The 26487-nt window shown below is 53.5% G+C and carries 21 protein-coding genes; 15 read left to right on the top strand and 6 right to left on the bottom strand.

The genetic code is table 11. From position 1 onward, the window contains the following. Positions 1 to 116 precede the first annotated feature (116 nt). On the top strand, positions 117 to 1160 hold the full coding sequence (locus A6X21_RS13050; RefSeq protein WP_131818328.1) for a glycoside hydrolase family protein: 1044 nt from the start codon (positions 117 to 119) through the stop codon (positions 1158 to 1160). Positions 1161 to 1165: 5 nt separating this feature from the next. Here A6X21_RS13050 and A6X21_RS13045 read toward each other — a convergent pair whose 3' ends face one another. After that, entirely contained in the window at positions 1166 to 3001 is a 1836-nt protein-coding gene (locus tag A6X21_RS13045) for an ArnT family glycosyltransferase (RefSeq protein ID WP_165603791.1), read from the bottom strand. Between the two features lie 573 nt (positions 3002 to 3574). Between A6X21_RS13045 and A6X21_RS13040 the strand changes: the two genes are divergently transcribed. The 7 genes from A6X21_RS13040 (at position 3575) to A6X21_RS13010 (ending at position 12952) form a co-directional block, all read left to right on the top strand. Further along, positions 3575 to 5392: a tetratricopeptide repeat protein gene (locus A6X21_RS13040; RefSeq protein WP_068848551.1), complete on the top strand. Its 1818-nt coding sequence runs from the start codon at positions 3575 to 3577 to the stop codon at positions 5390 to 5392. Positions 5393 to 5519: 127 nt separating this feature from the next. After that, on the top strand, positions 5520 to 6725 hold the full coding sequence (gene xseA / locus A6X21_RS13035) for an exodeoxyribonuclease VII large subunit (protein WP_240490259.1): 1206 nt from the start codon (positions 5520 to 5522) through the stop codon (positions 6723 to 6725). Positions 6726 to 7128: 403 nt separating this feature from the next. Further along, on the top strand, positions 7129 to 8907 hold the full coding sequence (locus A6X21_RS13030; protein ID WP_131818327.1) for a sensor histidine kinase: 1779 nt from the start codon (positions 7129 to 7131) through the stop codon (positions 8905 to 8907). A gap of 67 nt (positions 8908 to 8974) precedes the next feature. Next, the gene (locus A6X21_RS13025) at positions 8975 to 9397 is read left to right on the top strand and encodes a response regulator (protein ID WP_013108709.1); all 423 of its coding nucleotides are present in this window, start codon (positions 8975 to 8977) and stop codon (positions 9395 to 9397) included. Between the two features lie 59 nt (positions 9398 to 9456). Next, positions 9457 to 9795, top strand: coding sequence for an STAS domain-containing protein (locus A6X21_RS13020; protein WP_013108708.1), 339 nt, complete (start codon positions 9457 to 9459; stop codon positions 9793 to 9795). A gap of 51 nt (positions 9796 to 9846) precedes the next feature. Further along, positions 9847 to 11580, top strand: a complete 1734-nt coding sequence (locus tag A6X21_RS13015) for a GspE/PulE family protein (protein WP_013108707.1) — start codon at positions 9847 to 9849, stop codon at positions 11578 to 11580. Positions 11581 to 11749: 169 nt separating this feature from the next. Then, positions 11750 to 12952, top strand: a complete 1203-nt coding sequence (locus A6X21_RS13010) for a type II secretion system F family protein (protein ID WP_068848545.1) — start codon at positions 11750 to 11752, stop codon at positions 12950 to 12952. Between the two features lie 16 nt (positions 12953 to 12968). On the opposite strand, the gene A6X21_RS13005 is transcribed toward A6X21_RS13010, so the two are convergent. The 3 genes from A6X21_RS13005 to A6X21_RS12995 form a co-directional block, all read right to left on the bottom strand. Beyond that, complete coding sequence (locus A6X21_RS13005) at positions 12969 to 14801, bottom strand: cytochrome b N-terminal domain-containing protein (RefSeq protein WP_068848543.1); 1833 nt, start codon at positions 14799 to 14801, stop codon at positions 12969 to 12971. 99 nt (positions 14802 to 14900) lie between these two features. After that, positions 14901 to 15560, bottom strand: coding sequence for a QcrA and Rieske domain-containing protein (locus tag A6X21_RS13000; protein WP_083233593.1), 660 nt, complete (start codon positions 15558 to 15560; stop codon positions 14901 to 14903). 179 nt (positions 15561 to 15739) lie between these two features. Further along, positions 15740 to 16861, bottom strand: coding sequence for a DHH family phosphoesterase (locus tag A6X21_RS12995; RefSeq protein WP_240490258.1), 1122 nt, complete (start codon positions 16859 to 16861; stop codon positions 15740 to 15742). An 888-nt stretch (positions 16862 to 17749) separates the two neighbouring features. Here A6X21_RS12995 and A6X21_RS12980 point away from each other — a divergent pair. The 5 genes from A6X21_RS12980 to A6X21_RS24690 all read left to right on the top strand — a co-directional run bounded on the left by A6X21_RS12980 (position 17750) and on the right by A6X21_RS24690 (position 20121). Then, positions 17750 to 17920 (top strand): DUF1328 domain-containing protein, encoded by a 171-nt coding sequence (locus A6X21_RS12980; protein WP_068848537.1) that lies wholly within the window; start codon positions 17750 to 17752, stop codon positions 17918 to 17920. A gap of 113 nt (positions 17921 to 18033) precedes the next feature. After that, positions 18034 to 18459 (top strand): CsbD family protein, encoded by a 426-nt coding sequence (locus A6X21_RS12975; RefSeq protein ID WP_068848535.1) that lies wholly within the window; start codon positions 18034 to 18036, stop codon positions 18457 to 18459. Positions 18460 to 18539: 80 nt separating this feature from the next. After that, on the top strand, positions 18540 to 19043 hold the full coding sequence (locus tag A6X21_RS12970; RefSeq protein ID WP_068848533.1) for a hypothetical protein: 504 nt from the start codon (positions 18540 to 18542) through the stop codon (positions 19041 to 19043). Positions 19044 to 19167: 124 nt separating this feature from the next. Further along, positions 19168 to 19791, top strand: coding sequence for a phage holin family protein (locus A6X21_RS12965; protein WP_068848531.1), 624 nt, complete (start codon positions 19168 to 19170; stop codon positions 19789 to 19791). Between the two features lie 174 nt (positions 19792 to 19965). Further along, a complete protein-coding gene (locus tag A6X21_RS24690) occupies positions 19966 to 20121 on the top strand; it encodes a hypothetical protein (protein ID WP_165603790.1) in 156 nt (51 codons plus the stop codon). Between the two features lie 132 nt (positions 20122 to 20253). On the opposite strand, the gene A6X21_RS12955 is transcribed toward A6X21_RS24690, so the two are convergent. Both A6X21_RS12955 and A6X21_RS23725 read right to left on the bottom strand, forming a co-directional pair. After that, entirely contained in the window at positions 20254 to 22167 is a 1914-nt protein-coding gene (locus A6X21_RS12955) for an alpha-amylase family glycosyl hydrolase (protein WP_068848527.1), read from the bottom strand. A 308-nt stretch (positions 22168 to 22475) separates the two neighbouring features. Continuing rightward, complete coding sequence (locus A6X21_RS23725) at positions 22476 to 23006, bottom strand: DUF4112 domain-containing protein (protein ID WP_083233592.1); 531 nt, start codon at positions 23004 to 23006, stop codon at positions 22476 to 22478. 568 nt (positions 23007 to 23574) lie between these two features. Here A6X21_RS23725 and A6X21_RS12945 point away from each other — a divergent pair. Further along, on the top strand, positions 23575 to 23793 hold the full coding sequence (locus A6X21_RS12945) for a hypothetical protein (RefSeq protein ID WP_068848525.1): 219 nt from the start codon (positions 23575 to 23577) through the stop codon (positions 23791 to 23793). Positions 23794 to 24301: 508 nt separating this feature from the next. Then, on the top strand, positions 24302 to 25999 hold the full coding sequence (locus A6X21_RS12935; RefSeq protein WP_068848521.1) for a GspE/PulE family protein: 1698 nt from the start codon (positions 24302 to 24304) through the stop codon (positions 25997 to 25999). The last annotated feature ends 488 nt before the right edge of the window (positions 26000 to 26487 follow it).

The following is a 26487-nucleotide window of genomic DNA, read 5'->3' as shown; positions in this document are numbered from 1 at the left end:
CGAGTTCAATCCACCGCGTGTCAAAATCAAGGTCGGATCGCTGGTAAAACCATTGGCCCCACACAGTGTACGAATCAGGCTGGTTGGCGAAAAGATCGACAGACGGGAGTCTCCCTGTGATCTCTGAAATGTGGCAAAAAGCGATGCATCGATTTCTGCTGGCCAGTTGTGCGGTGATTCTCATGGGCCAGCGGTGGGTGATCGCGGAAGATCACTCCTCTTCTGTGCCAACGGCTTCTGTACCAACCACACGAGTTTGGCCACGAGCACTGACTGAGTTTACGCCTCTTTCCACTGCACCCATCTTGACTGGTCGCGGTTTACCGACATCGCAAGAACTGACCAGCCAGGAAAAACCGGCCTGGGATGCACGAATTCGCGAACGAGGGGATATCCTGCGGCTCTCACCTGACGACTGGCGATTGTATTACACAGGCTACGACGGTAGCAAAACCGGCATTCGACAGTTGGGATTGGCACATTCCAAAGATGGTTTGCGATTTGAACGGAGTCAGCCTGAGCCACTGATTCCCGGCCGCTGGGTGGAAGATGTTTGTGTTCGTATGCACAAGAGCCAGAAAAATAGATCCGCTGTACCCCTCCTGATGTTCGCGGAAGGGGAAGGGGATCAGATGCAGTGGTTTCGATCACAAAATGGAATCGAGTGGTCGCATCAGGGACAAGTTGACATCCGCAAGACGTCGGGTGAACCGATTGAGCCGGGCCCTTATGGGACACCGACACTGTGGATTGAAGATGATCAATGGCACCTGTTCTACGAGCGGCGTGATCTGGGGATCTGGCACGCCACGTCTGCCGATGGCAAAGTCTGGCAACTGGTACAGGACGACCCGGTGATGGTTTGTGGGCCCCAGGATTTTGATCGCCTGCAGATTGCTGCAAATCAGGTGTTTCGTCATGGAGGGATGTACTACATGGTGTTTCACGGCTCGGGAGATGCCACAACACCTCGTCGCTGGGCGACGAGTCTGGCGCGCTCAACCGATTTGCACCATTGGGAAAAGTTTCCAGGCGGGCCACTCAGGCCGATCGAAGAGAATAAGTCGAGCGGAATCATCGTTCATGATGGCTTGCGCTATCGCCTTTACACCATGCACGATCAGGTGATTGTGCATGTGGGGCCAATGACTTCCGATTGAGCTTTTTACTGCCAGCGGAGACGATCCAGATCTTGTGCAGCAGCGGTCATCGATGCGGCTTTACTCTCATTGCCCAGCACAATCAGATCATGTCGGCGTAGAAACCTGGGCATGCGGTGCAGAATCGTGATCTCCTGTGGAAGCGCATCGACAATGTCTTCCATGCGATCCGCCCGGGTAATCAGATAACCTTCGGGAGCCTCATGGAAGAACTTTGTAATGTCTTTGGGAGAATCGAGCCTTTCGATGCGTTGTGCCGCATAAAAGACGACATTGGGGGCTGAATAATTGTGTGTCGCGATCCGCACCGGGCGTCCGTTGGCTTCATGCCGGATCAGTTTGGCCAATTGGGGAGAATCCTGGTAGCGGCTGATGCGTGGGGCAGCGACGCCCATCATGCCCAAAGAAAGTAGCAGTGCCGAAGCACAGCAGATTGCCACGGCTCGATGCCTCAATGCCTTTTGAGCAGCACTGAATGCGAGGACTCCACCGACCAGAGGAATGACCCCCAGACTGGCCAGCCAGACTTCATTCGGCAGATAAACACTCGTGGCGTAGATCAGGGCTGGAATCGCGACGATGCCAACCACCGAAAGGAGTCGACAGGCATTGCGAAATCCCAGCGAACGGATGTGAGACGCTTCCTGCATCCATTCGGAAAGGTAATTGGCCACGAGTAAGGCGAGGGCCGGATAACTGGGCAGGACATAGTTGGGCAGCTTTGTGCTGGCCAGCGAAAAGAAACCAATCCAGACCATGGCCCATGTGGCGACAAAGGTGACTGCCGCACGGTCATTTGAAGGTTTTCGCACCTGCCGGGTCATCTGCCAGATCCCTGCTGGCAGAAAAATCGACCAGGGGAAGAAGCCGAGAGCAATCACAGGAATGTAGTAGATGATGGGGCCGGAGTGATTCTCCATCGGCCGCATGAAGCGATCGACATTGTGCCCGCCAAGAAAACCAGCGAGCCATGCTCCTTGAGTCGCAAACCCGACGGCAATGTACCAAGGCAAGGCCACGAGCGCCGTGATCAAAGTTCCCTGAAAGACTCGCATCTCGCGGAGTGCCTCCCAGAAGGCACGGGGATGGTACAATTCCCATGTCATGAGGAATGTCCGGCTCAACCAATGCTGTCTGGCATCGATGACGCTGTTTCCGCACTCAGTGCGGTCTCGATACCTTTGCAACAAGAGGAACTGCCCCCAGATCGCCATGGGGAGCAGAAAACCAATCGGGCCTTTGGCAAGAATTGCTAAACCCATACTGGCATAGATGCTGGCGAACTCCCATGTCGACTGAGGAACGTATTCACCCCACAATCTTTGAGCCACCATATTTCCATCACTATCGGGCTGGCCGAATTTTCCGCCATGACGACGGGCGACGGCAGTGACATAAGCGGTCATCGTCAGAAGAATGCAGAAGATTAACGTCGCATCAGGGGTGACTGATCGACCAACGGCGGCGAACATCAGGCTTGTGCCGAGAATCAAACCTGCCAAGAGACCAGTTTCGGATCTGAAGAGCGATTTCCCCAACTGCCAGACAAGCAGGACACTTCCGACCGACAAGATGGAGGAATGCAGCCGGGCAGTGAGTTCGGAAACTCCAAAGAGGTGAAACGAAGTCAGCATCAACCAATAGATGAGAATTGGTTTGTCAGTGCGGAGATCCTCGTTGAACGTAGGGACCAGCCAGTCGCCGCGAACATACATTTCCCGACCGCACTCAGCATTTTTGGGCTCATCTTCATCAAAGAGCCAGGGACTTCCCAGGCCGGTGAAGAAGACCAGCCCCACGGCCAGCAAAAGACCCCATCGTTGTCGAGTTGTCAGCATCATCAGGCAGAATCCATTCCGCATGAACTCAATTCATGATTTTCGGAAGTCTCGCTCGCTGCTCACCAATGGTGTGCAGCCAGGAAGCGACTCCCAGTATTGGCGCAGTCCTCTTACATGGGGATTCTACGCCACGAGGACTGTAGCTTTAGAAGGGCTTGGGGAGCAACGGGAGTTTATCGATGACACCCGGGTGTCTGATTCTTCACCTGTAGTTCCCTGCAGAATCTGCCGTTAAATCGACTCAAGTTCGTCTTGATTCACTTGAATAGATGGCATACACCTTGTGGAACTATCGAGAATGCTCGTCGGGCTGGTCAGGGTCTCGCACCTTGAAAAGCATCACAGGCAATCTTGATACGTGCCTGTTTTCTTCCCGCCACCTACTCCTGCCCTTGCCCCAATTCTCATTACCTGTGAACCGTGAACTCGCCTGTATTCAGCTTCTGATACCAGTAGCGATCACTCCCTGCCTGAATCTGCTTTCTCTCCACGCTGTTTCTCTCTCCACACTGTTTCTTTCTCACCTCACTGCTGCCCATTCCTGCCCGCTGCAGCGAACTCCGGAGTTCTCCGATGCCTGTTCGTCTCGTCAACATTCGTCGTTTTGCCTGTGCTGCCAGTCTGGCCTGGGCAATTGGATCTACTGTTGGTTGTGCCCCCATGAGTGGCTGGGTGATGAACAGTTCTGGTGCGGCGTACTACCAGCGCGGTGAGTTTGAAATGGCTCGCAACGAGTTTGCGAGAGCCGTCTATGATGATCCGCTCAACCCTGACTATCGTTTCAATCTGGCTGTGGCCCAATCGCGACTTGGACAAGTGGCGGAGGCAGAACAGATTCTGCAGCACAACTTGACCATTGATCCATCGCACGAACCGACTTACGCAGCCCTCTCACGACTGATGATCGACACAGGACGCTCTTCCGAAGCTGTCGGAGTGATGCAGACCTGGGTGGGTTCACAGCCTTACAATCCTGATGCTTATGTCGGCCTGGCCTCGGCTCAACAGAAGACCGGTGATCTGAGTGCTGCTCAGCAGACATTACAGCAGGCACTGCGAGTCCAGCCCAACGAGCCCAAAGTCCTCGCACAACTGGGCGAGATCCATCAGGCTCAGGGGAATATGGCCATGGCCAGCCAGATGTATCAGCAGTCATTGGCTGCCAATGTGCATCAGCCGGAAGTGCAGGCGAAACTCATGGCGACAGCCAACCAGGCTCATCCAGGAAGTATGCCCGCAGCACAGTTGGCACAGTCGATGCCCAAAGTCCCTTCAGTTCTGCAGCCAATCGCATCCGGCCAGAAAACTCCTGTCTCTCCGACTGCTGCTCCAACTTCAATTGCCCGGCGGGCCCCGCAAAATGCCCATCAGGCTGTCCAGCAGCATGCCCAGAACCAACCTGCCATCAATCAGGTGGCTCAGCATCGACCAGCATTGCAGCCCATTCCGGCTCGACAGCCGACACCGATTGCAGCTTCACCTGCTGTGAATGCACCCGCTCCATTCGCCATGGCCAGCCAGGTTTCGGCGATGCCACAAGGGAATATGGTGCAGTGGCAGGCACCTGCACAGGCACCAACGCAGGTCCCGGGATATCGGTATGTGATTCTACAACAGCCAGTCGCCTTCATGGTGCCGCAGGGACAGATGACCCAGCGGCATCAGGTTTCCTATCAGCCGGTGATGTCACAGCCAGCGGGAGTTCAGCCCGCCATGCTCCCACAGGCTGTTGTGACTCAGGCACAGCCGGTTCAGACTCAGCCGATGCAGGTGGTTTATCAGTGGCCTCAAAGTTATGGAGTACCAGCCAATGGCATGACGGCGATGGTCATCCCACAAGCTGCGCCGAATACTCAGGCCATGATGTCACCGGCGACACAGAATTTCGCAACACAGAACCATGCCACGACATTTACGCCGCCATTGTACCAGCAACAACCAGCGGCTGTTCGTTCGCCCATGGTCAGTTCAGTGCCAAATCCCGGAACATCGGAAACGATCTTCCCTGTCAGCTATCATCCATTGCCGATGATGAATGCCACCAGTCGTAAAGAAGTTTCGCCTGTAGAAACGTTAGCACCAGCTCAGGTTCCAGCCTTTACACCTCCCCCGCAGGAACCAACCGTGGTGAGTGCATCGCACACGACGACTGCTCCCGCGACAACATCCAACCGCAGTGGCACGCCAATTCAGGTACTTTCGACACCCACGGAAACGCTGGTGTTGCCGGGAGTGATCCAACCGCCCTCGTCACCGGCTACAAATCTCGAAACCTCAGCGACAAATATGCATGTTCCACCGGCTCCCACCAGAACTGGCCAGCCAGTCGTTGCGGCACCGCCAACATCGCTGGTCTCTCAGACCACAACGGAATTGCCGCCAGGCTTCTAACCCGGTGCTGTTCCCGATAAGCTTTTCCAACGACAACCATTCAATTGTAGACCACCGAATACCGCTTCGGTGGTCTACTCGCTTTCTATGAAATGTCTTTGGAGAATCAGGTTTGCCGGGAAACGACTTGCCCAAATTGACAGTTTCGCAGCTCTCGGATTGTCTCCGGGAAATCGTGGAAATGGCATTTCCGCGAGTAATCGTCACTGGAGAGATCTCAGGGTTAACCCGAGCCAGTTCCGGGCATGTTTACTTCACACTCAAGGATGAAGCCTCGCAGATCAAGGCGGTGATGTGGCGATCATCGGCCATCAAGTTGAAGTTCGACCTCCGCGACGGTTTAGCCGTCGAAGCGATTGGAGGTGTCGAAGTCTATGCACCACGTGGGCAATACCAGTTAATGGTAGAACGGCTGACGCCTCAGGGGATTGGGCCCCTTGAACTGGCATTTCGTCAATTGCATGCCAAGCTCGCGGCGGAAGGTTTGTTCGATGTGGCAAGGAAGCGGCCACTGCCTCGCTTCCCCAAGCGGATTGCCGTGATCACCAGTCCTGCCGGTGCGGCAGTGCATGACATTCTGCAGATTCTTCTCAGACGCTGGCCCGGCGTAAATGTGGTTGTTGTTCCAGTCCCTGTGCAGGGGTCAGAGGCTGCCCCAAAAATTGCAGCGGCTTTAGGAATGGTCCACCGACTGCCGGATGTGGATGTCGTGATCTGCGGTCGCGGTGGAGGAAGCCTGGAAGACCTCTGGGCCTTTAATGAAGAGCTTGTGGCCAGGGCCATTGCACAATGCCGGATTCCTGTGATCAGTGCCGTGGGGCATGAAACCGATGTGACGATTGCCGATCTGGTGGCCGATCAACGGGCATTAACTCCCAGTGAAGCTGCCGAGCGTGTCATTCCGGTTAAGGCAGAGTGGGTTCAGCATCTCGATCAGCTCCGTGATCGGCTCTGTTCCTCGCTGGTCGGATTAACAAACAGTCGTCGCAAAGAACTTGAGCAACTGAAGAAGCGAAGAGCCCTGGCAAAGCCACTGGAGCAGATCCATCGCTTCTCGCGGGAGTTGGATGATCTCGAGGCTCGTCTTAAACAAGGCTGGAAGAGAAAACTGGCCAGTCTGAGTGCAGAACTGGAGAGTGCTGGTCGGGCACTCCAGGCATTGAGTCCACTGGCAGTGCTGGAACGTGGCTTTTCGATCAGCAAAAGAGTACCCGGTGGTGACCTGATTCAATCCGTCAATCAAGTGCAAGTGGGCGATCGATTGGCGACTCTCGTGGCCGATGGACAGATTCTCAGCCAGGTTCTGCAGGTTGATGCGGACGATGATCAGTAAAATTCTGCTCCAGGCGAATCGCAGGATTGCTTCCAAAACGAACGATTGCTCCCGATGACGCGTTGATTCCGTCAGTATCGATTGTGATCGAGGAATTGATTGCAGGATGCACTTGTGGAAGCCACCCGCAGCGAAACCAAAGAAATTGTGGCTGCGAAGATCCTCGCATGATCTTGTCGGATCGCGGACTCGCGAGGTCTGTCTCTGGCGAGATTTTCGTCACGAGCCATCAGTGATGCCGGGAGTTGAAGATAGTTCTCAAGCTGTCCCGAGTTCTCGTTGGACTGAGTGGAAATCCTGACCTACGGTTGCCACGCAGGCCCAGCCTGTTGCCGTTTTGCCACAAGCGACTCATCAGTTCTGGCACGGCACCCTGCGGCTCAGAATGCGATAAGGCAGCACTGTGTCCAATAGTTCACAATCCTCAACTCGACTACTCCAGCTCATGAGGGGCGACCTGCCTGCACTCGATGCCAGGCTCAATGCCCTCTCGGCCGAGTTCGATATTCCCTCGGAAGAGGGGACAGATCGAAATACGAAGCTCTGTCAACAGCTTTCGGGCATCGATCCTCACTCGACGAGAGAAGGATCGAAATCTCACAAATCGACTCAGGGTTCAGCTTCTCGCAGTTCTGCTTTACAGGGTTCAACGACCCACAGTCCAACAACTCAGGCGCACGAACTGGAAGCACAGACTTCTTCGAGCACATCGCCTGGCAAGCCACCCCACCGGCGGATTTTTCAGGCCCATTACTCGGTTCTTTTGCCGCTGATTATCCCGGTGGCTGTCTTTGGCCAGACCGCAGTTCTGCTCTGTATTCTACTGTTTGGCACGCCCATCAGTTCTTTGATTGTCTTTTTGTTCTGTCTGGGTGGTGTGCTGATCAGCGCCATGATTGCCGCCCGCTACGAAGCCGATGCCGCCAGGAGGCTTGGTCAACCCGAGAATCGCACACAATTGACAGCAGATCTGGTGCTGTTTCGAAACATTATCTCGGAAGCCAACCATCTCTTACAGCAGGCTGAAAAACGAACGGCAGAAGCAGTGCATGCCCGAGCGACTGTCGAAGCGCGATTCAAAGTGCAGAAACGTCACGTCCGCCGTCTGGAAATGGCTCTGGATGATATGGAACAACCAGTGGTCGTGACCGATGTGAATGGACATGCGCTGTACCAGAACGAATCTGCGAGAAGTCTTTATAAACAGATCAGCCAGAAACTTGCACGGGAAGTTCAAGAACAGACGGGGCTGATTGACATTCTCGAAGGGATGAAGCCGCTGCTGCAGGAGACTTTGACGCGGCGAGTGGCGAGTGATCGTCGAACAGCCGATGTTCCCTGTCTGGCCACGACGTACCGAATTCATGCGCATACTCTCAAAGAGAACGAAAACGCCCTGCTGGGGGCTGCACTGGTGCTGCAGGATATCGGGAAAGAAGTGCAGGATCGCAGCCGACATGCGGAGTTTGTTTCTTCGGTCTGCCACGAATTCAAGACACCCATGTCGAGCATCAAGGCTTATGCCGAGCTTTTGCGCGATGGCGAGATTGATGAAGCTGAAGAACAGCAGAAGATTCTGGTATTTATCGATGAACAGGTCGATCGCCTGAGCCGGCTGGTCGACAACATGCTGAATCTGGCACGGATTGAAAGTGGTGTGATTCGAGTTCAGCGGAAAGATGTCGAAATCAACCGCTTGCTCAAGAGCGCGCTCGATGTGGTGACTCCTCAGGCTGCCGCTAAATCGCAGACGGTCGAATCGTTACTGAGTGATCTTTATATCCCCGCCCATGTCGATGAAGACCTCTTCAGCCAGGCAGTCGTGAACCTGTTATCGAACGCTGTGAAGTACACCCCAGCCGGCGGGAAGATTTCCCTCAAAAGCCGACTGGAAGAAGATCGTGTCCTGATTGAAGTCCGGGATACCGGCATGGGGATTCCTGCGGCCAGCCTGCCTCGACTCTTTGAGCGTTTTTATCGAGTCCCGGAGAATATGAAAGCTGCTGCGGGAACCGGGTTAGGTCTGGCACTTGTGAAATACATCATCTCCAGCATTCACGACGGATCCATCAGCGTCTCTTCCAGACAAGGTGAAGGAAGCTGCTTTACGATCAGCATACCGGCTGGTCATCGCATTCGAAAAACACATCGTGTTAACGACCACGTCCTGCTCGATAACTGAAGAAGCACTGCCATCCGAAGCACTGTCATCTCGACTGCGATACTGACTACTGCGAATTGGGAAGATCATGAATTACCGTGTCCTGTTATGTGATGACGAACCGCATGTGCTGTTGCCTTTGTCACTCAAGTTCCGCAAATCGGGGTTTGATGTGCAGATGGCAGAACATGGCGGGATTGCCTGGTCAAAAATTCTGGAAGAACAGCCCGATGTGGTGATCACGGATTGCAATATGCCGCATATGAGTGGCCTGCAACTTATTGAAAAGATCCGCAGTTGCGAGGCAACACGGCATCTGCCAGCCATTCTGCTGACCGCTAAAGGCTACGAAATGGACGAAGCAGAACTTCAGGAGCGGCTGGGAGTCTCGGCACTGGTCGTTAAACCCTTCAGCCCGAAAGAAGTTGTGCAGACAGCGATCCGATTATTGAATCCCGGTGGACACGATTCGGTCGAGATTACAGATCTGACCAATCACTTCCGGCCATAACCTGCCTGACTTGATCCCATTCGATGCAGAGCTGATTCTTCCTGTGAACGGTGAATGATATGCAGGTCTCGACAGAAACCTTTGGAAACGTGCTGGTCGCTCATACTCCGGAAGAGCTGACCGAAGAAACGACGCGATTATTCCATGAAGCCATCGAGACGCATCTGCAGGCGGGGCTGAAAAGCGTCGTGTTGCAGATGGATCGCAGCGAAACATTGGACAGTGCTGGTTTGACAGCTCTGGTTGACCTGCATGAAAGACTTCGCGAACAGGGCGGAAACGTCAAAATCTGCGCACTGACAGAGACGGGCCGCAAGATCTTTCATGTCACCAGGCTCGATGAAGAATTCGACCTGTATGAATCGATGATCGATGCTGTCGGAAGTTTCCAGTCGTGAAATCGGCTCCACGTCTTGAGTGGCCTCTCATTCGAAAGTTCGGCAACTGAAATGGCTGGTTTACTTCAACTCAATAAACCTCGACTTGGCGATCTGCTTGTCCAGAAGGGATATCTGAGTGCAGAGCATCTGGATGAAGCTTTAGCCCAACAGCACAGCAGTGGGGGTATGCAACTGCTGGGCGAAATTGTGGTCGCTCAGGGCTATTGCTCTGAAGACCAGGTGCTCGAATGCGTCGCTGATGATTGCGGCATTCCTTACATCCGTCTCGACAGCCGACTGTTTGATCCACGCGCTGTCGAGTTGCTGCCTCGGGAGTTTCTTGAAAAAAACTGCATCCTGCCGTTGTTCAAAGTTCGCCAGACATTAACTGTCGCAACGGCGGAGCCATCGAACATTTTTATCATCGATCAGTTGCGGCAGATCTCGGGCTGCGACATTCAACTGGCAGTAGCGAGCAGTCGAGATATACGGCGGACATTCCAGATGTACCTGCCGAACTCCAAAGTGTTTGTGATCGATGACATTATCGATGACGTGAACACCGAAGCTGTCGAATTAATCGAGGAATCGATCGACGATATTTCGTTTGATGTTGATCTTGCCGGTCAGAGCCCGATCATCAAGCTGGTGAACTATGTGATCTTCAGCGCGGTGCGGGATGGTGCCAGCGATGTACATATCGAACCGACTGAACGCCAGATTCGTGTCCGCTATCGCGTGGATGGAGCGTTGCATCAGGCACTCGAATTGCCTTTACATATTGCTCCAGCGATAGCTTCTCGCATCAAGATTATGGCGACCCTCGACATCAGTGAGCGTCGTCTGCCTCAGGATGGACGCATTCATGTTTTGATGGAAGGGCGACCGATCGACCTGCGGGTGAGCACCTTGCCATTGCCGCATGGCGAGAAGGTGGTCATTCGAATTCTCGACAGCCAGAAGATCAACCTGACACTTTCGCAATTGGGATTCAGTGCCGAAATTCTGGAGAAATTTATTGCCCAGATTCATCATCCCAATGGAATTGCCCTGGTGACGGGACCCACGGGAAGTGGCAAAAGTACGACGCTCTACTCGGCCATCAATGCCGTGACTTCGATGGAAAAGAACGTCTGCACTGTGGAAGACCCGGTGGAATTTCAATTGCCGATGGTCAATCAGTTTCAAGTGAATGAAAAAATCGGTCTGTCATTTGCAGCAGTGCTCAGAAGCCTGCTCAGGCAGGATCCGGATATCATCATGGTGGGTGAAATCCGCGATAATGAAACGGCCCGCATCGGGATTCAGGCCGCTTTGACGGGGCATCTGGTGTTCAGCACGCTGCATACGAACGACGCCTGCTCGGCTGTGACACGTCTGATCAACATGGGCATCGAAAGCTATCTGCTGGCTGCCAGCCTGAACATGGTGCTGTCACAGCGACTGTGCCGGCGTATCTGCCCGAAGTGCAAGCAGTCGTATGAACCACCCAAAGCCATGCAACTGGCCATGGGAAAAATGGGGATGGAAGCCAAGGAGTTCTTCCGCGGAGTGGGATGCAAGAAGTGCCGGAACACGGGATTTTCGGGACGGGTTGCGATCCATGAGCTGCTGGTGGTGGACGACGGCATGCGCGATCTGATTGCGCAATCGCCAGCACTGGGAGAGCTGAAAAGTTATGCCCAGAAGCAGGGGATGATGCCACTTCGTTTCGATGGCTTCCGCAAAGTTCGCGAAGGTTTAACGACGATTGAAGAAGTCTTTCAGGCAAGTGATGAAGGCTGGCTACCACTTCGAAGTTAATAACAGGAAGTTAATGGCGGGAAGTTAATGGCAGGAAGAAGTGAGTGGCCGATCAATGCCAGACTGCAATGTGAAATGCTCGGCCAAGTTCAACAGAAATCTGCGCTGGTGATGAGATGTGTTTGAGATTGATTTCCTCTGATGGCCTGCAAGGGACCTGGTGCCCGTGATGAGCACATTTACCTACACAGCACGTGACATTCAGGGCACGACACACTCGGGCAGCGTGGAAGCCGAAACGTTGGCCATGGCAGTTCGTCAGCTCAAAACCGATGGATTGTATCCTGTCCAACTGGTGGAATCGGCAGTCTCTCTTCAATTGAAGCCCTGGTTGACACGTAAACCCAGGCAGGCAGATATCGTTTCGATGACGAGCCAGTTGGCCGTTGTCGTCGATGCCGGCGTGGCACTTTCTGTGGCTCTGGAAGGACTGGCCTCGCAAGCGGTTTCGCCCGCACTCAAACAGATGCTGACGACCATCGAAGAACGTGTGAAATCGGGAGACGACTTTTCGACGGCTTTAAGTGAGTTCCCGCGAAGCTTTGATGCACGGTACATCAATCTTGTGAAAGCCGGTGAAGCGACAGGTCATCTGGGGCCAATTCTCAGTCGGCTGGCAGAACAGCTTCAGCAGGAATCCGAAACGAGGCAAAGAGTGCAGGGGGCGATGATGTACCCTGCAGCCATGCTGTTGATGTGCGTCGGAGCCTGTATTTTTCTGCTGACTTATGTCTTCCCGAAAATTGCTCCGATGTTCGCTGGCCGCGGGATTGAGTTGCCAACAGCGACACGCATTCTGCTTGCGGTTTCGAATTCGCTGACAGGCTACTGGTGGGCGTGGATCCTTGGTGTCGTGGCCCTCGTGGCGGCGAATGCTTATTTGCTTTCTAAGGAATGGGGGCAACGTCTTCGCGACCGCCTGATGCTGCAATTACCTATTCTGGGGCCACTGGTTCGTAAAACCATTCTCGCCCGGATTGCCAGAACACTTTCGGCGACGGTCTCGGCCGGTGTGCCTGTGCTGCCGGCACTCGAACTTGCTGCCAAAGTGGCTGGAAACCGCATCTTTCAGGATGCGATGGAAGATGTGGCCTTGCATGTGACCTCTGGTCAGTCGATTGCTCAGATCATGGCGACGAACCCTGTCTTTCCCAAATCGGTCGTGCAGATGATTGCTGCGGGAGAGCAGACGGGGCAATTGGGAACTGTGCTGGGCAAGCTGAGTGATCATTATGATCGCGAAGTGGCCGTCTCGATTAAGTCGGCCACCAGCCTCATCGAGCCTATTATGGTCGCTGTGATGGGCCTGGTGATTGGCACAATTGCCCTGGGGATGCTGCTGCCGATCTTCAAGCTGAGCACGCATCATTAGTCAACGCGAGAGTTGCTTATCTTTCCGGCCGCCAGTAATCGCCCGTCATCCATTGCACGAGCATTTCGAGTTCTCGTGGCGGTAGCTTGTCAAAAGCGGGCATGGCGTTTTTCGCACCAAAGTAATCGTCACTACCGGGTGCTTTCAGGAACTGTGTCAGCCAGACACCTCCGCCATAGCCTGTGAGAGTGGGTGCTCCTGTCCCGGAGTTTTCGGCAAGAGGCTTGTCTTCGCCGCGAACGTGCATGGCATGACAATCAATGCAGGCGGATGACAGACTTCCACTGGCAAGCTTGCCCGTGGCAAAGACTTCACGACCTTGCAGTGCCAGTTTCTCATCAATGGTCCCCAGATCTTTCCGGCCGGACTGCTGCGCCATAAATTCGAGCAGTGCCGCCAGACTGGTGGCATTTTCTGGAGCCAGCAACAGATCGCGGTTTTCACTCGACCAACTGGCCATATCGCCTTCGAGAAACCGGGCTGCGACGGTGGCATCGGAGTGATTTTTGAGCGGAGCCAGAACGGTGGAGTAATCGATCAGAATGGCTTTCATCCATTCACGTGAGCCGAACTGACTCAGATCCGCCGCCGAGAATTGGGGGGGATGCGCTGCATGACCTGCCACGACAGCTTCGTGGTGATGACAAGCAGCACAATTCTTCTGAAATAGCCGTGGCCCTTGTGTCAGTGGATCGTTGGCCAGCAAAGAGACAGCACCGCTGGCTGGAATACCAGTCTGCGAGGCGAGATCCACTGTTCGTTGGGCGAGTTGCTCACTGTGGTGCAGTGCGAGTTGATGATCAACATTGAGAGCATCTTCTCGCAAAGTGGTGACAGTGAGATAACCCACACCGGTGAAAAGGAGCAGCAGAAAGGCGACGTTCGCCTTGTGACCCCATCGGGAGCGTCCCGTCCAGGGCATGATCAGGATAATCAGGCCAATGAGTGTGGGGAGGTAAATGGCACCGAACACCAGGCCGCCCAGTTGCTGCACGAATTCGAACTTCAGGAAGCGGAACAGAAACAGAAAGTACCATTCCGGCCGGGCAGCAGAAAACGCCTCGGCGGGATTCATGGGCGCTCCGAGTTCAGCCGGTTGAGTCAAAGTCAAACCGACAACAGTGACGACAGCCAGCAATGAAAAGATTCCATTGCGAAGTGCTTGCCCGGGCCAGAATCGAGTCGCGTTGAGCGGGACATCGTCCTGCCGGCTTCGTCTGGCTTCGGCTCTCCACAACAGCGATTGCAAGCCCAGCACCGCCAGGTAAGCAAGTGGAAGTAAGCCGACATGCAGAACGTAAAGTCGCGATAAGGTGAGATTTCCGTAACGACTGCTCCCCTGCACCAGTTCCTGCAAATAAGGCCCTGCCACAGGGGCGGAAGACATGATGTTGAGAAAAATGCTGGTCGCTGCATGGGCACGCTGGTCACCGGGGAGCTGATAGCCGGTATGCGACAACCCCAAAATGCAGAGCCCGCCGGCAATTGTGGCCCAGAAGCTCAATTCACGAGGTGCAAGATACCAGCGATCCCAGACAATCTGCAGCACCTGTAAAGCCAGAGCGACGACCATGGCCTGGGCGGCATAATGGTGAATTCCGCGGACGAGCCAGCCCCAATGCAATTGATGCTGGATGTAGTATGTGCTCTCCCACGAAGAAAGGCGACCTGGCGAATATGTGCCCGCCATGGCCAGGCCAGTGACGAGCTGAGTGATAAAGAGCACCACCAGTACAGACCCCCAGGCGTAACGCCAGCGCGGGCCACCCGCTACGGGAGCATTTGCCAGCTCTCGAAACCAGGTGATCAATCCGGTGCGTGCTTCTAACCAATGACTCACTCGATGCATATTGCCGCATTCCTCAATGCCAGCGGGAACCTGCTGTACGCCGAACTGACACTTCAAGGTTGATGAGATGGAGTCGAGTTCGAGGTCTGTTGTGGGCTGTCAGACAACAACTTTCTCCGGGATCCCGGTTCGAAATTCCTGATACTTGACCCAGACCATTCCGGCGGGATCAATGCGTGCTTCCAATTGATCCAGCGGCCGAGGCGAGACTTTATTCATGGCCTGGCCATCGAGAGCAAAGGCACTGGAGTGACAGGGGCAGAAAAACCGGCTCTGATCAGCTTCGTAATCGACTTTGCAACCCAGATGCGGACAGATATCACTGAAGACCACGACGGTTCGATCTGGAAATCTTCTCAGGTAAATCGTGCCGACTGGCTGATCAGGAAAAACCTGCCAGGCATCGCGAACATCAATCCGCACGACACTCTTGACTGGAGTTCCATCTTCAGGAAGTTCGTCAAACCTGATGATTGGCAAAAATCCACTGGCGAGTTCTGCTGCCGGGTTGCCTCCTGGGGATGAATCCGCAGAGGTACCGGACTTTCTCAGGAGTGGATCGAGAGTCAGGCCGACTGCGGCAGAGACCGGGATGGCGACAGCAGCCAGAAACGAGCCACAGGCGAGCATGGCTGCGACCGCGTCGCGCCGGGATGACGCTACATCCGCTGATGTCTGCGAAACGATCGCCTCTGCCGGAGCAGGAGGTGAGAGATGTGAACCCACAGACTCAGACGCCACGCTGGGTTTGGTCGTCATAAAGGAAATACCGCTCGGTGGGAATTCGGGTGGGAGGGAAGGGCTGTCAATGGCTTACAAGACGAACTTCCTGAAGGCGTTTTGACAACCTGCCTGGAAACCTGAGTATACCGCCGCGGTCAACCCATCGAAATACACCGATTTGAAAATATAATTCGATTTGCCTTAACCGAATTGGCTCAACTGGCCGGAATGGAACTGCTGGCAGGATCGGGAAGGGCCTTTAAGCCTTCAAGCATGGCTGCGTGAACTCGCGCGTGGGCCACATCGAGCGGGCCGGGGAGAGTTGCCCCGGCAGCCTGTTTATGACCACCACCGCCGAACTTCTCGGCAATCGACGCCACATTCAGACCGCCGCGACTGCGAAAGCTGAATTTGATCTGGCTATTCATCTGTTCAACACCGATATAGGCAGCTCTGGTCCCCGCAATGCGCAGACATTCGTTCACAAGGTCTTCGGTATCTGCTGGAACTGCCCCCAGTTCGACGAAATCGCTCCATTTAACAACTGTCGATGCGAGAAGACCATCGGCATCGAGTTGAGCACGACCTAAAACTCGGCCGCAAAGGTGGAGCCGGGCGAGAGTCGACTGTTCGTACAGATGACGGTAGATATCTGTGGGGTCGGCCCCCCGCTCCATGAGAGCACCCGCGATCTGCATGGTTTGCGCGTTGGTGGCAGGAAAGCGGAACCAGCCTGTATCAGTGGCAATCGCCGCATAGAGGGCTGTCGCTGCCACTGGCGTCAGAGGAACATTCATGAATTCGCAAAGACGGAAAATCAAAGAGCCTGTGGCTTCGGATCGAGTGTCTTTGAATTCCATGGCTCCCAAATCGTCACTGCTGACGTGATGATCGATGACGATCCGTGGAATGGTGGTCGTACGCATCCATTTGCCGAGTTCGCCCAATTGTTGCCAGGCGCTGGTATCGACAATGATGTGCAAATCGGTCTCGGCGAGGCTGGCACCATTCACAGACCCGCCAAACGTTTCGACCATCTGCTCAGGGTCAATCCAGAACAGATTGGCTGGCGGTGCCGAGGGATTCACAATGCGGACTGTCTTGCCGAGATGTTTGAGCAGACAGGCCAGGCCTAAAGCTGACCCAATGGCATCCGCGTCTGGTCGAACATGGCTCGATACCAGAATGCGTTGATGAGACTCAATCAGCGGGACAATCGGTTTCCAATCAATCGTGTTCATATCACGAATGATAAATACCTGGAGCCCTGCTTCACCAGCAAAGTTTCCACAGAAATTTTGCAGAGGGCTCTTAGCGGTCGATGGAAACCACTCCACCAACGGCTTTTGCCGTCTGAATTCACCACGAAAACCGTGCTGGCTGATCGCTTGATGGTGGCGGAAGTGCCCGTTTTCACTTTCCAATGGAGTGGAATTGAAGGGGCAATTCTTCATTCCACAGGAAAGCCGCACATCGACGCCGACGCTTTTCTTCGGGGGACCACTCCGACTGAATCTGCTGGCAGGCGAGCAAAATTTCCTCGAGAGTGGGATCGTTCCCCTGTCGATCCAACGATTCTTTTCGTCGTCGTGATCGCTTGACGGGTGTTTTGAACAAATGAGTGGCAGTGGTCTGAAGGATCAAAATGTGACTCCTGATAGAGATTTGTCGATCGCATGAGAGGCAAATCTCGTACCCCGGCTGCAAAGGATTTCTGCCAGGGAGTCTGTCGTTCATGGCGTACTGACCGGCAACAAATGGATCCGGCTGCAACGACTGAAAGCTGCCCATTTCCCAAAAGCTGTTTTGACTGATGTTTCGGGTGCTCTGTCATGCCTCAGGCTGAGAAATGGAAGTAACCCTTTAAGTCCAGCTCGCTGCACAGGATTTCTCTTCTCGGGACAGACGACGCCACCGCGGCCAGGGAAATGAGGAGATTTCGACTTCCAACTGGTCGATTGGCAACCAGTTGAGCGGCTATCAGCCATCGACAAGGGTCAAAAACAGGAAATTGTGAGTCGATCGGTGACTTTCGTGCGTTTGGCATGACCCGTGCTTTATAGGTCTCATCAGTCAACGCCAATTTTCGAGTCACGACTGTGAATCGAATCATTTCCTACAGTCATTTCTACAGCGTGTGAACATCAGGCTGGCAATGTTTTGTCAAAGTCTGGCGAGGTCACACACATTTCGAAATGACGCATTCACAAAGACTGGAGAGCATCATGCTGAGCTGGGCACTGACATTTTTGATTGTGGCGATCATTGCCGGCGTTTTGGGGTTTGGAGCGATTGCTGGTACGGCCGCCTGGATTGCCAAGCTGTTATTCGTGGTGTTTATCGTGTTGTTCCTGTTGAGCCTGATCATGGGGGGAGTCCGGCGCCCTTCGATATAGGTCGAACTTCTCAATAGAGATGCTCTATCAACATGATGGCTTGTGATCGAATCAGATCACGAACACCTGACGCTCGCTCATTACGGTGAACTTTTATTAAGGAATTGATCAGCATGATTACTCGAGAAGAAATTCAAGGACAGTGGACACAACTTAAAGGTCAGATTCGGGAACGCTGGGGACAGATCAGTGATGACGAGCTTCAGCAGGCCCAGGGAAACACTGAGCAATTGATTGGTCTCCTGGAAAAGAAGACCGGAGAATCACGCCGTCAATTGGAGCAGTTTGTTCAAGGAGCGGTGAAGAACGGACAGAATTTCCTGGGGAATGCGGGACAAACCGTTCGTGAATATGCCCAGACAGCCGCTCATGCGGCCAGCCAGCGACTGGGTTCGATTGAAAGCGGGATTGAATCCGGGATGCAGGAAGCTCACAAAATGGTTTCTTCGCGTCCACTCGAATCGATAACGACAGCCTTTGGTGTGGGCCTCCTGGCCGGCGTTGTCGTCACGCTGCTGCTGCGGTCTGACCGGGCCTGATAACAGGTTTTTGATCATAAAGATATTCTTATAACGATGGATATCATTCCGTAGAGAGCCTCACCGCCGAAAGACGTATAATGGATGATCGAGAGAGAATTCGATTCAAGATGCGGCGGTTGAGGCGACAACTCGATCGACATTCCAGTGAGTGGAGTGCTCAGGCCCACCGCTGGTTCGACTGGAAGTATCAGGTCAGCCAGCATCCACTCCTGAGTGTGGGAATTGCAGCAGCAGCCGGTTATCTATTAATCCCCAGGAAAAAGCCTCCTGTGCGGGTAGAAATCGATGAGGCAACGCGGCGGGAGATCGTCAAGCAACTTCAGATACAGCAGTTCAACGAGCCCATCAGTCAGTCACCGGCTGTACCAACTTTATGGCAGACGGGAGTGACGATTGCCAGCCAGTTTCTGCTACGCAGTGCGATCAATTATGGTATTTCTCAAATTGATCGTTTAATGAACTCTGCTCAAACATCGACTGAGCATCAATCATCAGATACGTTCAACACCTCCGGGACTCATGATATTTATTCGAGCAATACGCCAATACCAGAAAACAAGCTTCACCTCTACCATGGGTGATGATGCAGATCACAGAAACCAATAGCTGGTCTGCAGCCATTCTCATTCTTCAAATCATTCGGGGTTTGCTACTGTAAATGAGAGTACGAGAGAACCAGACTCAGGCATTGAGGGTTACCGGGGGATGCACCGAGAACAAGGTTCTCGAAAGGACAACCGACCACGAACCTTTACAGAGACCTTATATTACCTGGGATGTGGCGAATCGCTGGATTTCGCAAAATGCAGCCATGAGCCTGTTGATCGCTGCGACTTTGGGAGCAACCTGGGGATGGATTCAGAAAAGATCGCCATGAATGAACGTGAGCCGGTCCCCGCCAGTCGCGCCCAAGTGAGAAACTCTGATCAGCCGCCGACACTCATTACGATTATTCATGAGTGCCTCAAACTGGCCGATCTTCAATTCCAACTGTTTCAGATGGACATTGTTGAGTTCTGGAAGAGATCGCAATGGGCACTGGGATTGTTGGTATTAGGTGGTGCACTGCTACTGGGAAGTTTACCCATCGCATTGATGGCGATCGCCGCCTGGTTGGAAGCGACTATCGGCCTCACTCGAGAAGCTTCTCTCGCCTGCACGGCTGCCATGGGTGTGATCATCGCAGTCACAACGCTGGCGTGGGCTGTGATGAGATTACAGCGTGCGATTGAACCACTCGCCAGCAATCAGGAAGAATTGCGAGCGAACCTCCAATGGATGAGACATCTGTTGCATCAGGATGAGATCAACGACGCCAAAGAGCAATGATCATTCTCAGCCGGTAACGCTGACTTCGTTTTGATTACTGGCGGAAACCCATTGAATTTATAGAGCTCCACGAAAAGCAACTATTATAGAAAGTCAATCATGGTCATCACTGAAGGTTATGAGACAACGAATCCCGTTGGCCAGGAGAGAGAATATTCAACACGAGGAAGTGAGATGTTTTCTCGTGCCTTGCAGCCAGGTTGCGAGCTTCAGCCATTTCATGATCTGGGAGAATACCTGAAAGTCTACGCCCGTGAAAAACCTGGCACTGCGGCCCTGGTCTGTCTGGGCGTCGGATTTGTACTGGGCTGGCGACTTCGCCATTGGTAACCGTTCTCCCAGCCACTTTTCTGTATTCATATCAATCAACATTCATAACAAACGACGGGCGACTCATGGTGGAGTAGCCCGTCGTTTCACATGAAATCCAGTACCTTCATTCACTGAAATCCTGACGACCCGCTAAGTCTGCCGCGAAAAGATGAGAGCCGAGTAAGGGCCGACTTCCAGCGAGGCATGGTGAGCTGGATTGGCAGTTTCATCCTGCAGATTCAGATGATCGATACAGGCGGTATTCGCGAATTCAGGGCTGTAGATACTGGCGTCGGAATTCAATTCCAGTTGCCAGGTCGCTGCATGGGGAAAGTTGAACTCGACCTTCCGGGGTTCGCGGTAAAAGTTGAGGATAACGACAATATCATCTTGCGGGGCCGAGGTATGCCAGCGGTGAAAGGCTAATGTTTTCGCGGCATGATCTTCATGGAGCAGCGCAATTCCTGAACCTGTCAATCCGCGAGAGACACCTTTTTTATCGACTCTCAAGTGGCAAAGATCCCGAAACAGACGGAGAATGCCTTTGAGTTCGATGGCTTTATCCCAGTCGAGTGGCACGTCGTCGCGGAACCAGCCGTCTTCCAGAAATTCCTGCCCTTGAAAGACCATCGGAATTCCGGGGGTCGTCATCACCAGGGCGAGGCCCAGGGTGGCCCGCTTCTGGGCAAACCAGTTACGGGTTTCATGCGGCATGACTTCTGAAGGGATGCGGGCTTTGCCGTTCGCGACTTCATCGTGAGATTCGGTATAGATCACACGTTCAAATGGATCGCCATTGAAGGTGGCAAAGATAGCCCCCTTAATGGAGTCGAGGGAACGGGCATCATCATCGGGTTCAATCAGGACTTCTCGTACGGGATGAACAAACCTGGCATCCCACTGCGCGGAGAAGGCAGCTCCGCCTCGTTCGACGGGTGCTGTCAGTTCGTCCTTATTGTGGAGATCTTCCGCGATGGTCAAAGCCTGTGGATGGCGTGCATGGATTTCCGAATTGATCCACTGTGTTAAAGACCATCCATCCGGAAGATCACAGCCGGGGTCGCCATCGCCGCGCACACTACGGATATATAAAGTCATGTCGAAGCGGAGTCCATCGCAATGAAATTCATCGAGCCAGTAGAGTGCATTATCACGCAGGTATTGTCGCACCTCAGGTCGGCTGTAGTCCGGGCGGGTGCTGCCCCAGGGAGTCTCTGCCCGCCAATCGTTATAGAAGTAGATACCGCCGAGTTGATTTTCACTCCAGCCATCGAATTGCCAGAGACTCAGATCAGACGGACCGAAGTGATTGTAGACGACATCAAGGATGACACCGATGCCTCTTTTGTGAGCTTCGCGAACGAACTCCTTAAATGCCTTCGGGCCGCCATAACTCGACTCGACGGCGAAAATGTGAGCAGGATTGTAACCCCAGGAGAAATCACCCGCGAATTCGGCGAGAGGCATGATTTCGACGCAGTTCACACCCATACGTTTGAGATGATCAAGCTGGCGAATTGCAGCAGAAAGTGTTCCTGGCTGGCCATCGCCGGCATCTTTGGCGAAGGTGCCAATATGCATCTCATAAATGATGAGTTCGTTTCTGGGCGGCAGTTGGAAGGCGTCATCCTGCCAGTCAAATTCGGGGTCTGCAACAACGGAGTGACCTACGGAGTTCGTGACCTCTTTGGCATAGGGGTCAATGCGCGTCACCCAGTTCTCGCCTAGTTTTAAGGCGTATAAATACTCTGCGCCGACACTGAGCCCCGTGACTTCGCCGTACCAGAAACCACTGGCGACAGATTCGGGAGCAGTTCCTGCCTGCTCGTGATCTTCAGTCGGCTCGCGATACTCCTGGGAAAGGGGATGCTGAGTCTCCTGCCAGTCATTGAAATCCCCCACTACAGAGACGGCCTGGGCATGAGGTGCCCAGACACGGAAGGCCACCCCTTGTTCTGTGAGAATGGCCCCCATGCCCGCATGATGTTTAACTGCTTCTGATGACTGCGACGATTGACCTTCAATCGATGCCCGATTTTCGACAGAGACGTTCGCCGGAACCATCAGCAACCTCATTTTCAGGGGGCAGAATGTTTGAGAGATTATTCAGTGACTGCGCTGCCAGGAAGTCATGCGAAGTCAGTGACCGGCATGAAAGCAGAATAGTTGAACCAGAAGACCTCTGATCGCTTCGAGATCACCGATTCCACGCTCACTGCACGACGTGTACCAAACATTGACCGGGAAGAATCTCGATCTCGCGATGACTGTTGATCAGACAGACCTCAAAAGAATCGCCCTGAAGCTGGTTGCCAACCGATCATCTCGCCTGCCGATCGAGCGATCGCAGCGCACGCCCCTCGACAGACGGCTTACTTCTGACCCTGCTGGGCTTTAACGTAATTCTCGACCAGGATCGCATTGCGGATGTGGGCCTTGAAGGCGAGATCGAAGAGATCGCCCACGACGGGAATGCTCCCGGCGGCAAAATCGAGAACAATGTTGGCCGACATCTGCAGTAACAACCATCGAGGGAGCCCCACTCGGTAGGCGAGATAGACCAGCCATGCTCCGACCAGTCCGGTGAGCAAATCGCCTGCCCATGGAACCAGGCCAATGATGGAATCCCAGCCATAGCGAATGCTGGTCCCCGGGATGGTGAAGCGAGCATCAAGTAAACGAGCCCACTTTTGAATCGTCAGGAGACGATCCAGATCGACGGAATCTCGTGTTTGTGCGGCATCAAGATCGGCAGCGGCCTCTGGATGAGAGGATAACTTCTGCCCCTTTGGGAGGATCACCGGTACATGGAGTGGTGGTTTGGCTGGATTCACAGCATGTCCTGCTCTGGTGTGGAAGTCTCTCAACAACCCCGGTTGTGACAGAACAGAATTGTAAGGCATCGATGGACACTCCCGCCAAAAATGTTGGATGACAAAAGCTTCTCAATCAACCACCAGACAGGAATACGCATGAGAATTTCTGCAGATGACGAAAAGTACCGCTCAGACACTCATTTTCCTGAATTTTTGATCGGGGTGGGAATTGAAGCTTAGCTGTCAGCCCCGAAAACTGGTCTGAAGTATCAGGCCGGGCGGAAGCGTCTGTGGATTGATGACTCTGAATTAATGACTCTGAATTAATGACCCTGAATTAATGACCCTGAATTGATAACACTGAACTGATGACACAGATCGGTGTGCGACGGCTTTGGATTTCGACTGTGATGCAGCTTCATGCCGCTCAATCGATGATGGGGCTCGTGGCAATGTTTTCCGGTCTCGAAGAATCGCATTGAAGAAAGTGACGGCCGCTGTTTCGGGATGAATGTCGAGAGGACAGAACAGACGCAAGGAGCTTCACGCGGCGTGAAATTCAGAAATCTGTGTTAAACGTCACTGGCGAGAGCTACGATGCTGAATGACTGATTGAATTCTCGCTGATCTGATTTTCCGTTGAGGTGACGTGATCATGACATGGGCCGCATGGGCGATGCTGATTCCGGCGTGGACGATTGTGATTCTGACCATGACCTGGTCCATGAATCGGGTGTTGAGGTCATCTTCAGGTTCCTCTGAGATGAATCCAGCCGACAGTGATCCAAACCAGGGTGCGGCAGCCGAAGCGTCTGTTCCGAACCAGGGGAGTTACCGCGCGCTGACCTCCGATATGCAAGGTGCCCCAGAATAACGCTCCAAAATCGAGTTGAATCGCATTGAGCTGCACCGTCTGCCGGATGAGAAGCCCACAGAAAGCTGATCCGAAAAATCCGTTGAGATGAGCCGATTGGGCGGGGGTGTGCAAAAATGCGTGTAACCATCGAATCGATGGGCACTTGCGTCCTTGACTTCTCTTGTTGAGCAACCCCACAATTCGCTGAGAGAGAAACCTGTTGTGTGGTGTTTCTCAGCTCGTCCTTTCAAATTTCATGTCATGCCAAGACACAGGTGATGATCGGGACTGTTTGGGCAATACGGATCGATCAATGCCGTTCGATCAACGTCATTGCACAATGGCTCCACGGTTGTCTGCCTCAATTTGGCCTTCTCATCAAGCAATACGCTGGACTTTTACCAGCCATGTAAGTGGCTGTGGGAGTCATGAACTGACGATTTTGTAGCCGCAGATTCACCGTGATTGAACGCATACTCTGTGCATCTTTGAACTTGATTGACTTCAGAAAACTCAGGAGCCACCGATGGCGGATGATTACCTTCGCAAACTGATCAAAGATGGTCTCATCAGTAAGGATCAGCTTGGTGAAGCCGAGGACCTCGCCCGCAGTATGGGGATCTCGATTTCTGATGCCCTGATTAAACTGGGGTATGTGGGAGCCAGCGAGTTGGGCCAGAGACAGGCCGCCGCTTTTGGTTACCAGTACGTCAGTCTGGACGGGATGGAGATCTCCAGTGGTGTGATCGGGCTGCTTCCCGAATCGGTGGCGCGCGAAAATATTGTGATCCCGCTGGCAATGGACGATGACCGGCTGAAGATCGCGATCAGCGACCCGATGAATTATGAAGTGCTTGATAAACTCCGATTTCTGCTGAACCGCGATATTGATTTGGCAGTGGCATCCAAAGAATCGATTCAAAATGCCATCAATCGGCATTATGGCCAGAGTGAAACGGAATCTGTCGATTCGATTCTGCTGGAGTTCACCGAAACAGCCATCGATTTTACCGCGACGGATATCCCCTCATCGGCGGCCACGACCGCGGAGGAGAGTGCCCCGATTGTTCGCCTCGCAAACCTGATTGTCAGCGAGGCAGTGAACATGCGCGCCTCTGACATCCATATTGAGCCGTTTGAAGACAAGGTGCGTGTTCGCTACCGGATTGACGGAGTGCTGGTCGAACGAGACAGCCCTCCCAAGCGTCTGCATTCGGCACTGATTTCCCGTTTCAAGATTATGGGAAACATGGATATTGCCGAAAAACGCCGGCCTCAGGACGGACGAATCAAAACCCGCATCAACGGCCAGGATTTTGACCTGCGAGTCAGTATTCTCCCCACTGGTTTTGGCCAGGCCATCGTGATGCGAATCCTTGATCGCAACAATATTAAGGTGGGGATCCGCAGCCTGGGATTGTCGGACGAGAACTACCGCCGATTCAACAACACGATTCGACGTCCGAATGGAATCTTTCTGGTCACAGGGCCCACCGGCTCCGGAAAGACTACTACTTTGTACAGTGCTCTGGGCGAAATGAACCGGCCGGATAAAAAGATCATCACGGCTGAAGATCCCGTGGAGTATTACCTGCCCGGGATCAATCAGGTGGAAGTGAAGGCCGACATTGGATTGAACTTTGCACGCATTATTCGTGCGATGCTGCGACAAGCTCCGAATATCATTCTGGTGGGAGAAATTCGAGATGCCGAGACTGCTCAGATGGCAATTCAGGCTTCTTTAACTGGACACTTGGTTTTCAGTACTCTCCACACGAACGATGCACCGAGTTCTATTACACGCCTGATTGACATGGGAGTCGAGCCATTCCTGGTGGCCTCGTCGATTGTGGCCATTATGGCACAGCGCCTGGTGCGTACCGTGTGCCCGAAATGCAAAGAACCGTATGCACCCGACCCCAGCGAAATTGCACACTTTGCCCTGACGCCAGAACAAGTTGCGGCGGCAAACTTTATGCGAGGCAAGGGGTGCAATCACTGCCAGCAATCGGGTTATCGAGGTCGTGCCGCTGTGTTCGAGCTCATGATGATGAACTCCACATTGCGTGAAATGACATTCAAGGGAGAACCTTCCCAGTCACTGCGGAGACAGGCACGTCTGTTTGGTATGAAGACCCTTGTTGAAGATGCTGTCGATAAGGCATTAATCGGAAAGTCAACCCTGCTTGAGGCTTACAAACTCGACAAGGGGAGTGGCCACTAGACGAAACGGGGAGATTTCGGCGCCGAAAATAGCGCTGTTACAGATTTACACTGCACGCGAAGTAAATTTCTGTGGCTTGGGGTTTGGTGGGGAGTCCCCACGACTGAACCTGACGGGAACTGACACCTCAGTCCCAACCTTAAAGTCAAAAGTGAACACACGATCTCCCTGGAGTTGCCTGCCGACTTCCCTCCCATGCAACGACTTGAGTGTTGCAAAAATGAGCACATACTTTGGAGGAACTGCTCATACTGCAACACTCGCGTGGGCGTGACCGGAGATTGACAGAACAGTCAACTTGCCTGATGGGAGATCCAGATCGGCGGAAGCGTGCCGACTGTGTGCTGATGCTTCCCCATGAACTTGAATGCAAAATCAGGGGCTTTTGATGCGATGGCTTGAGATCGCCAGGAAGCGATGAATAATGTGTCCAGCGGGCCATCGATCCATCGCAGTTTATTCACAATCTTTGTTCGATTGTTCGCAAC

The organism is Planctopirus hydrillae, assembly GCF_001707835.1.
Taxonomy (GTDB): Bacteria; Planctomycetota; Planctomycetia; order Planctomycetales; family Planctomycetaceae; genus Planctopirus; species Planctopirus hydrillae.
Note: the sequence above shows the minus strand (reverse complement) of the source record. Positions and strands in the feature narration are given on the sequence as shown.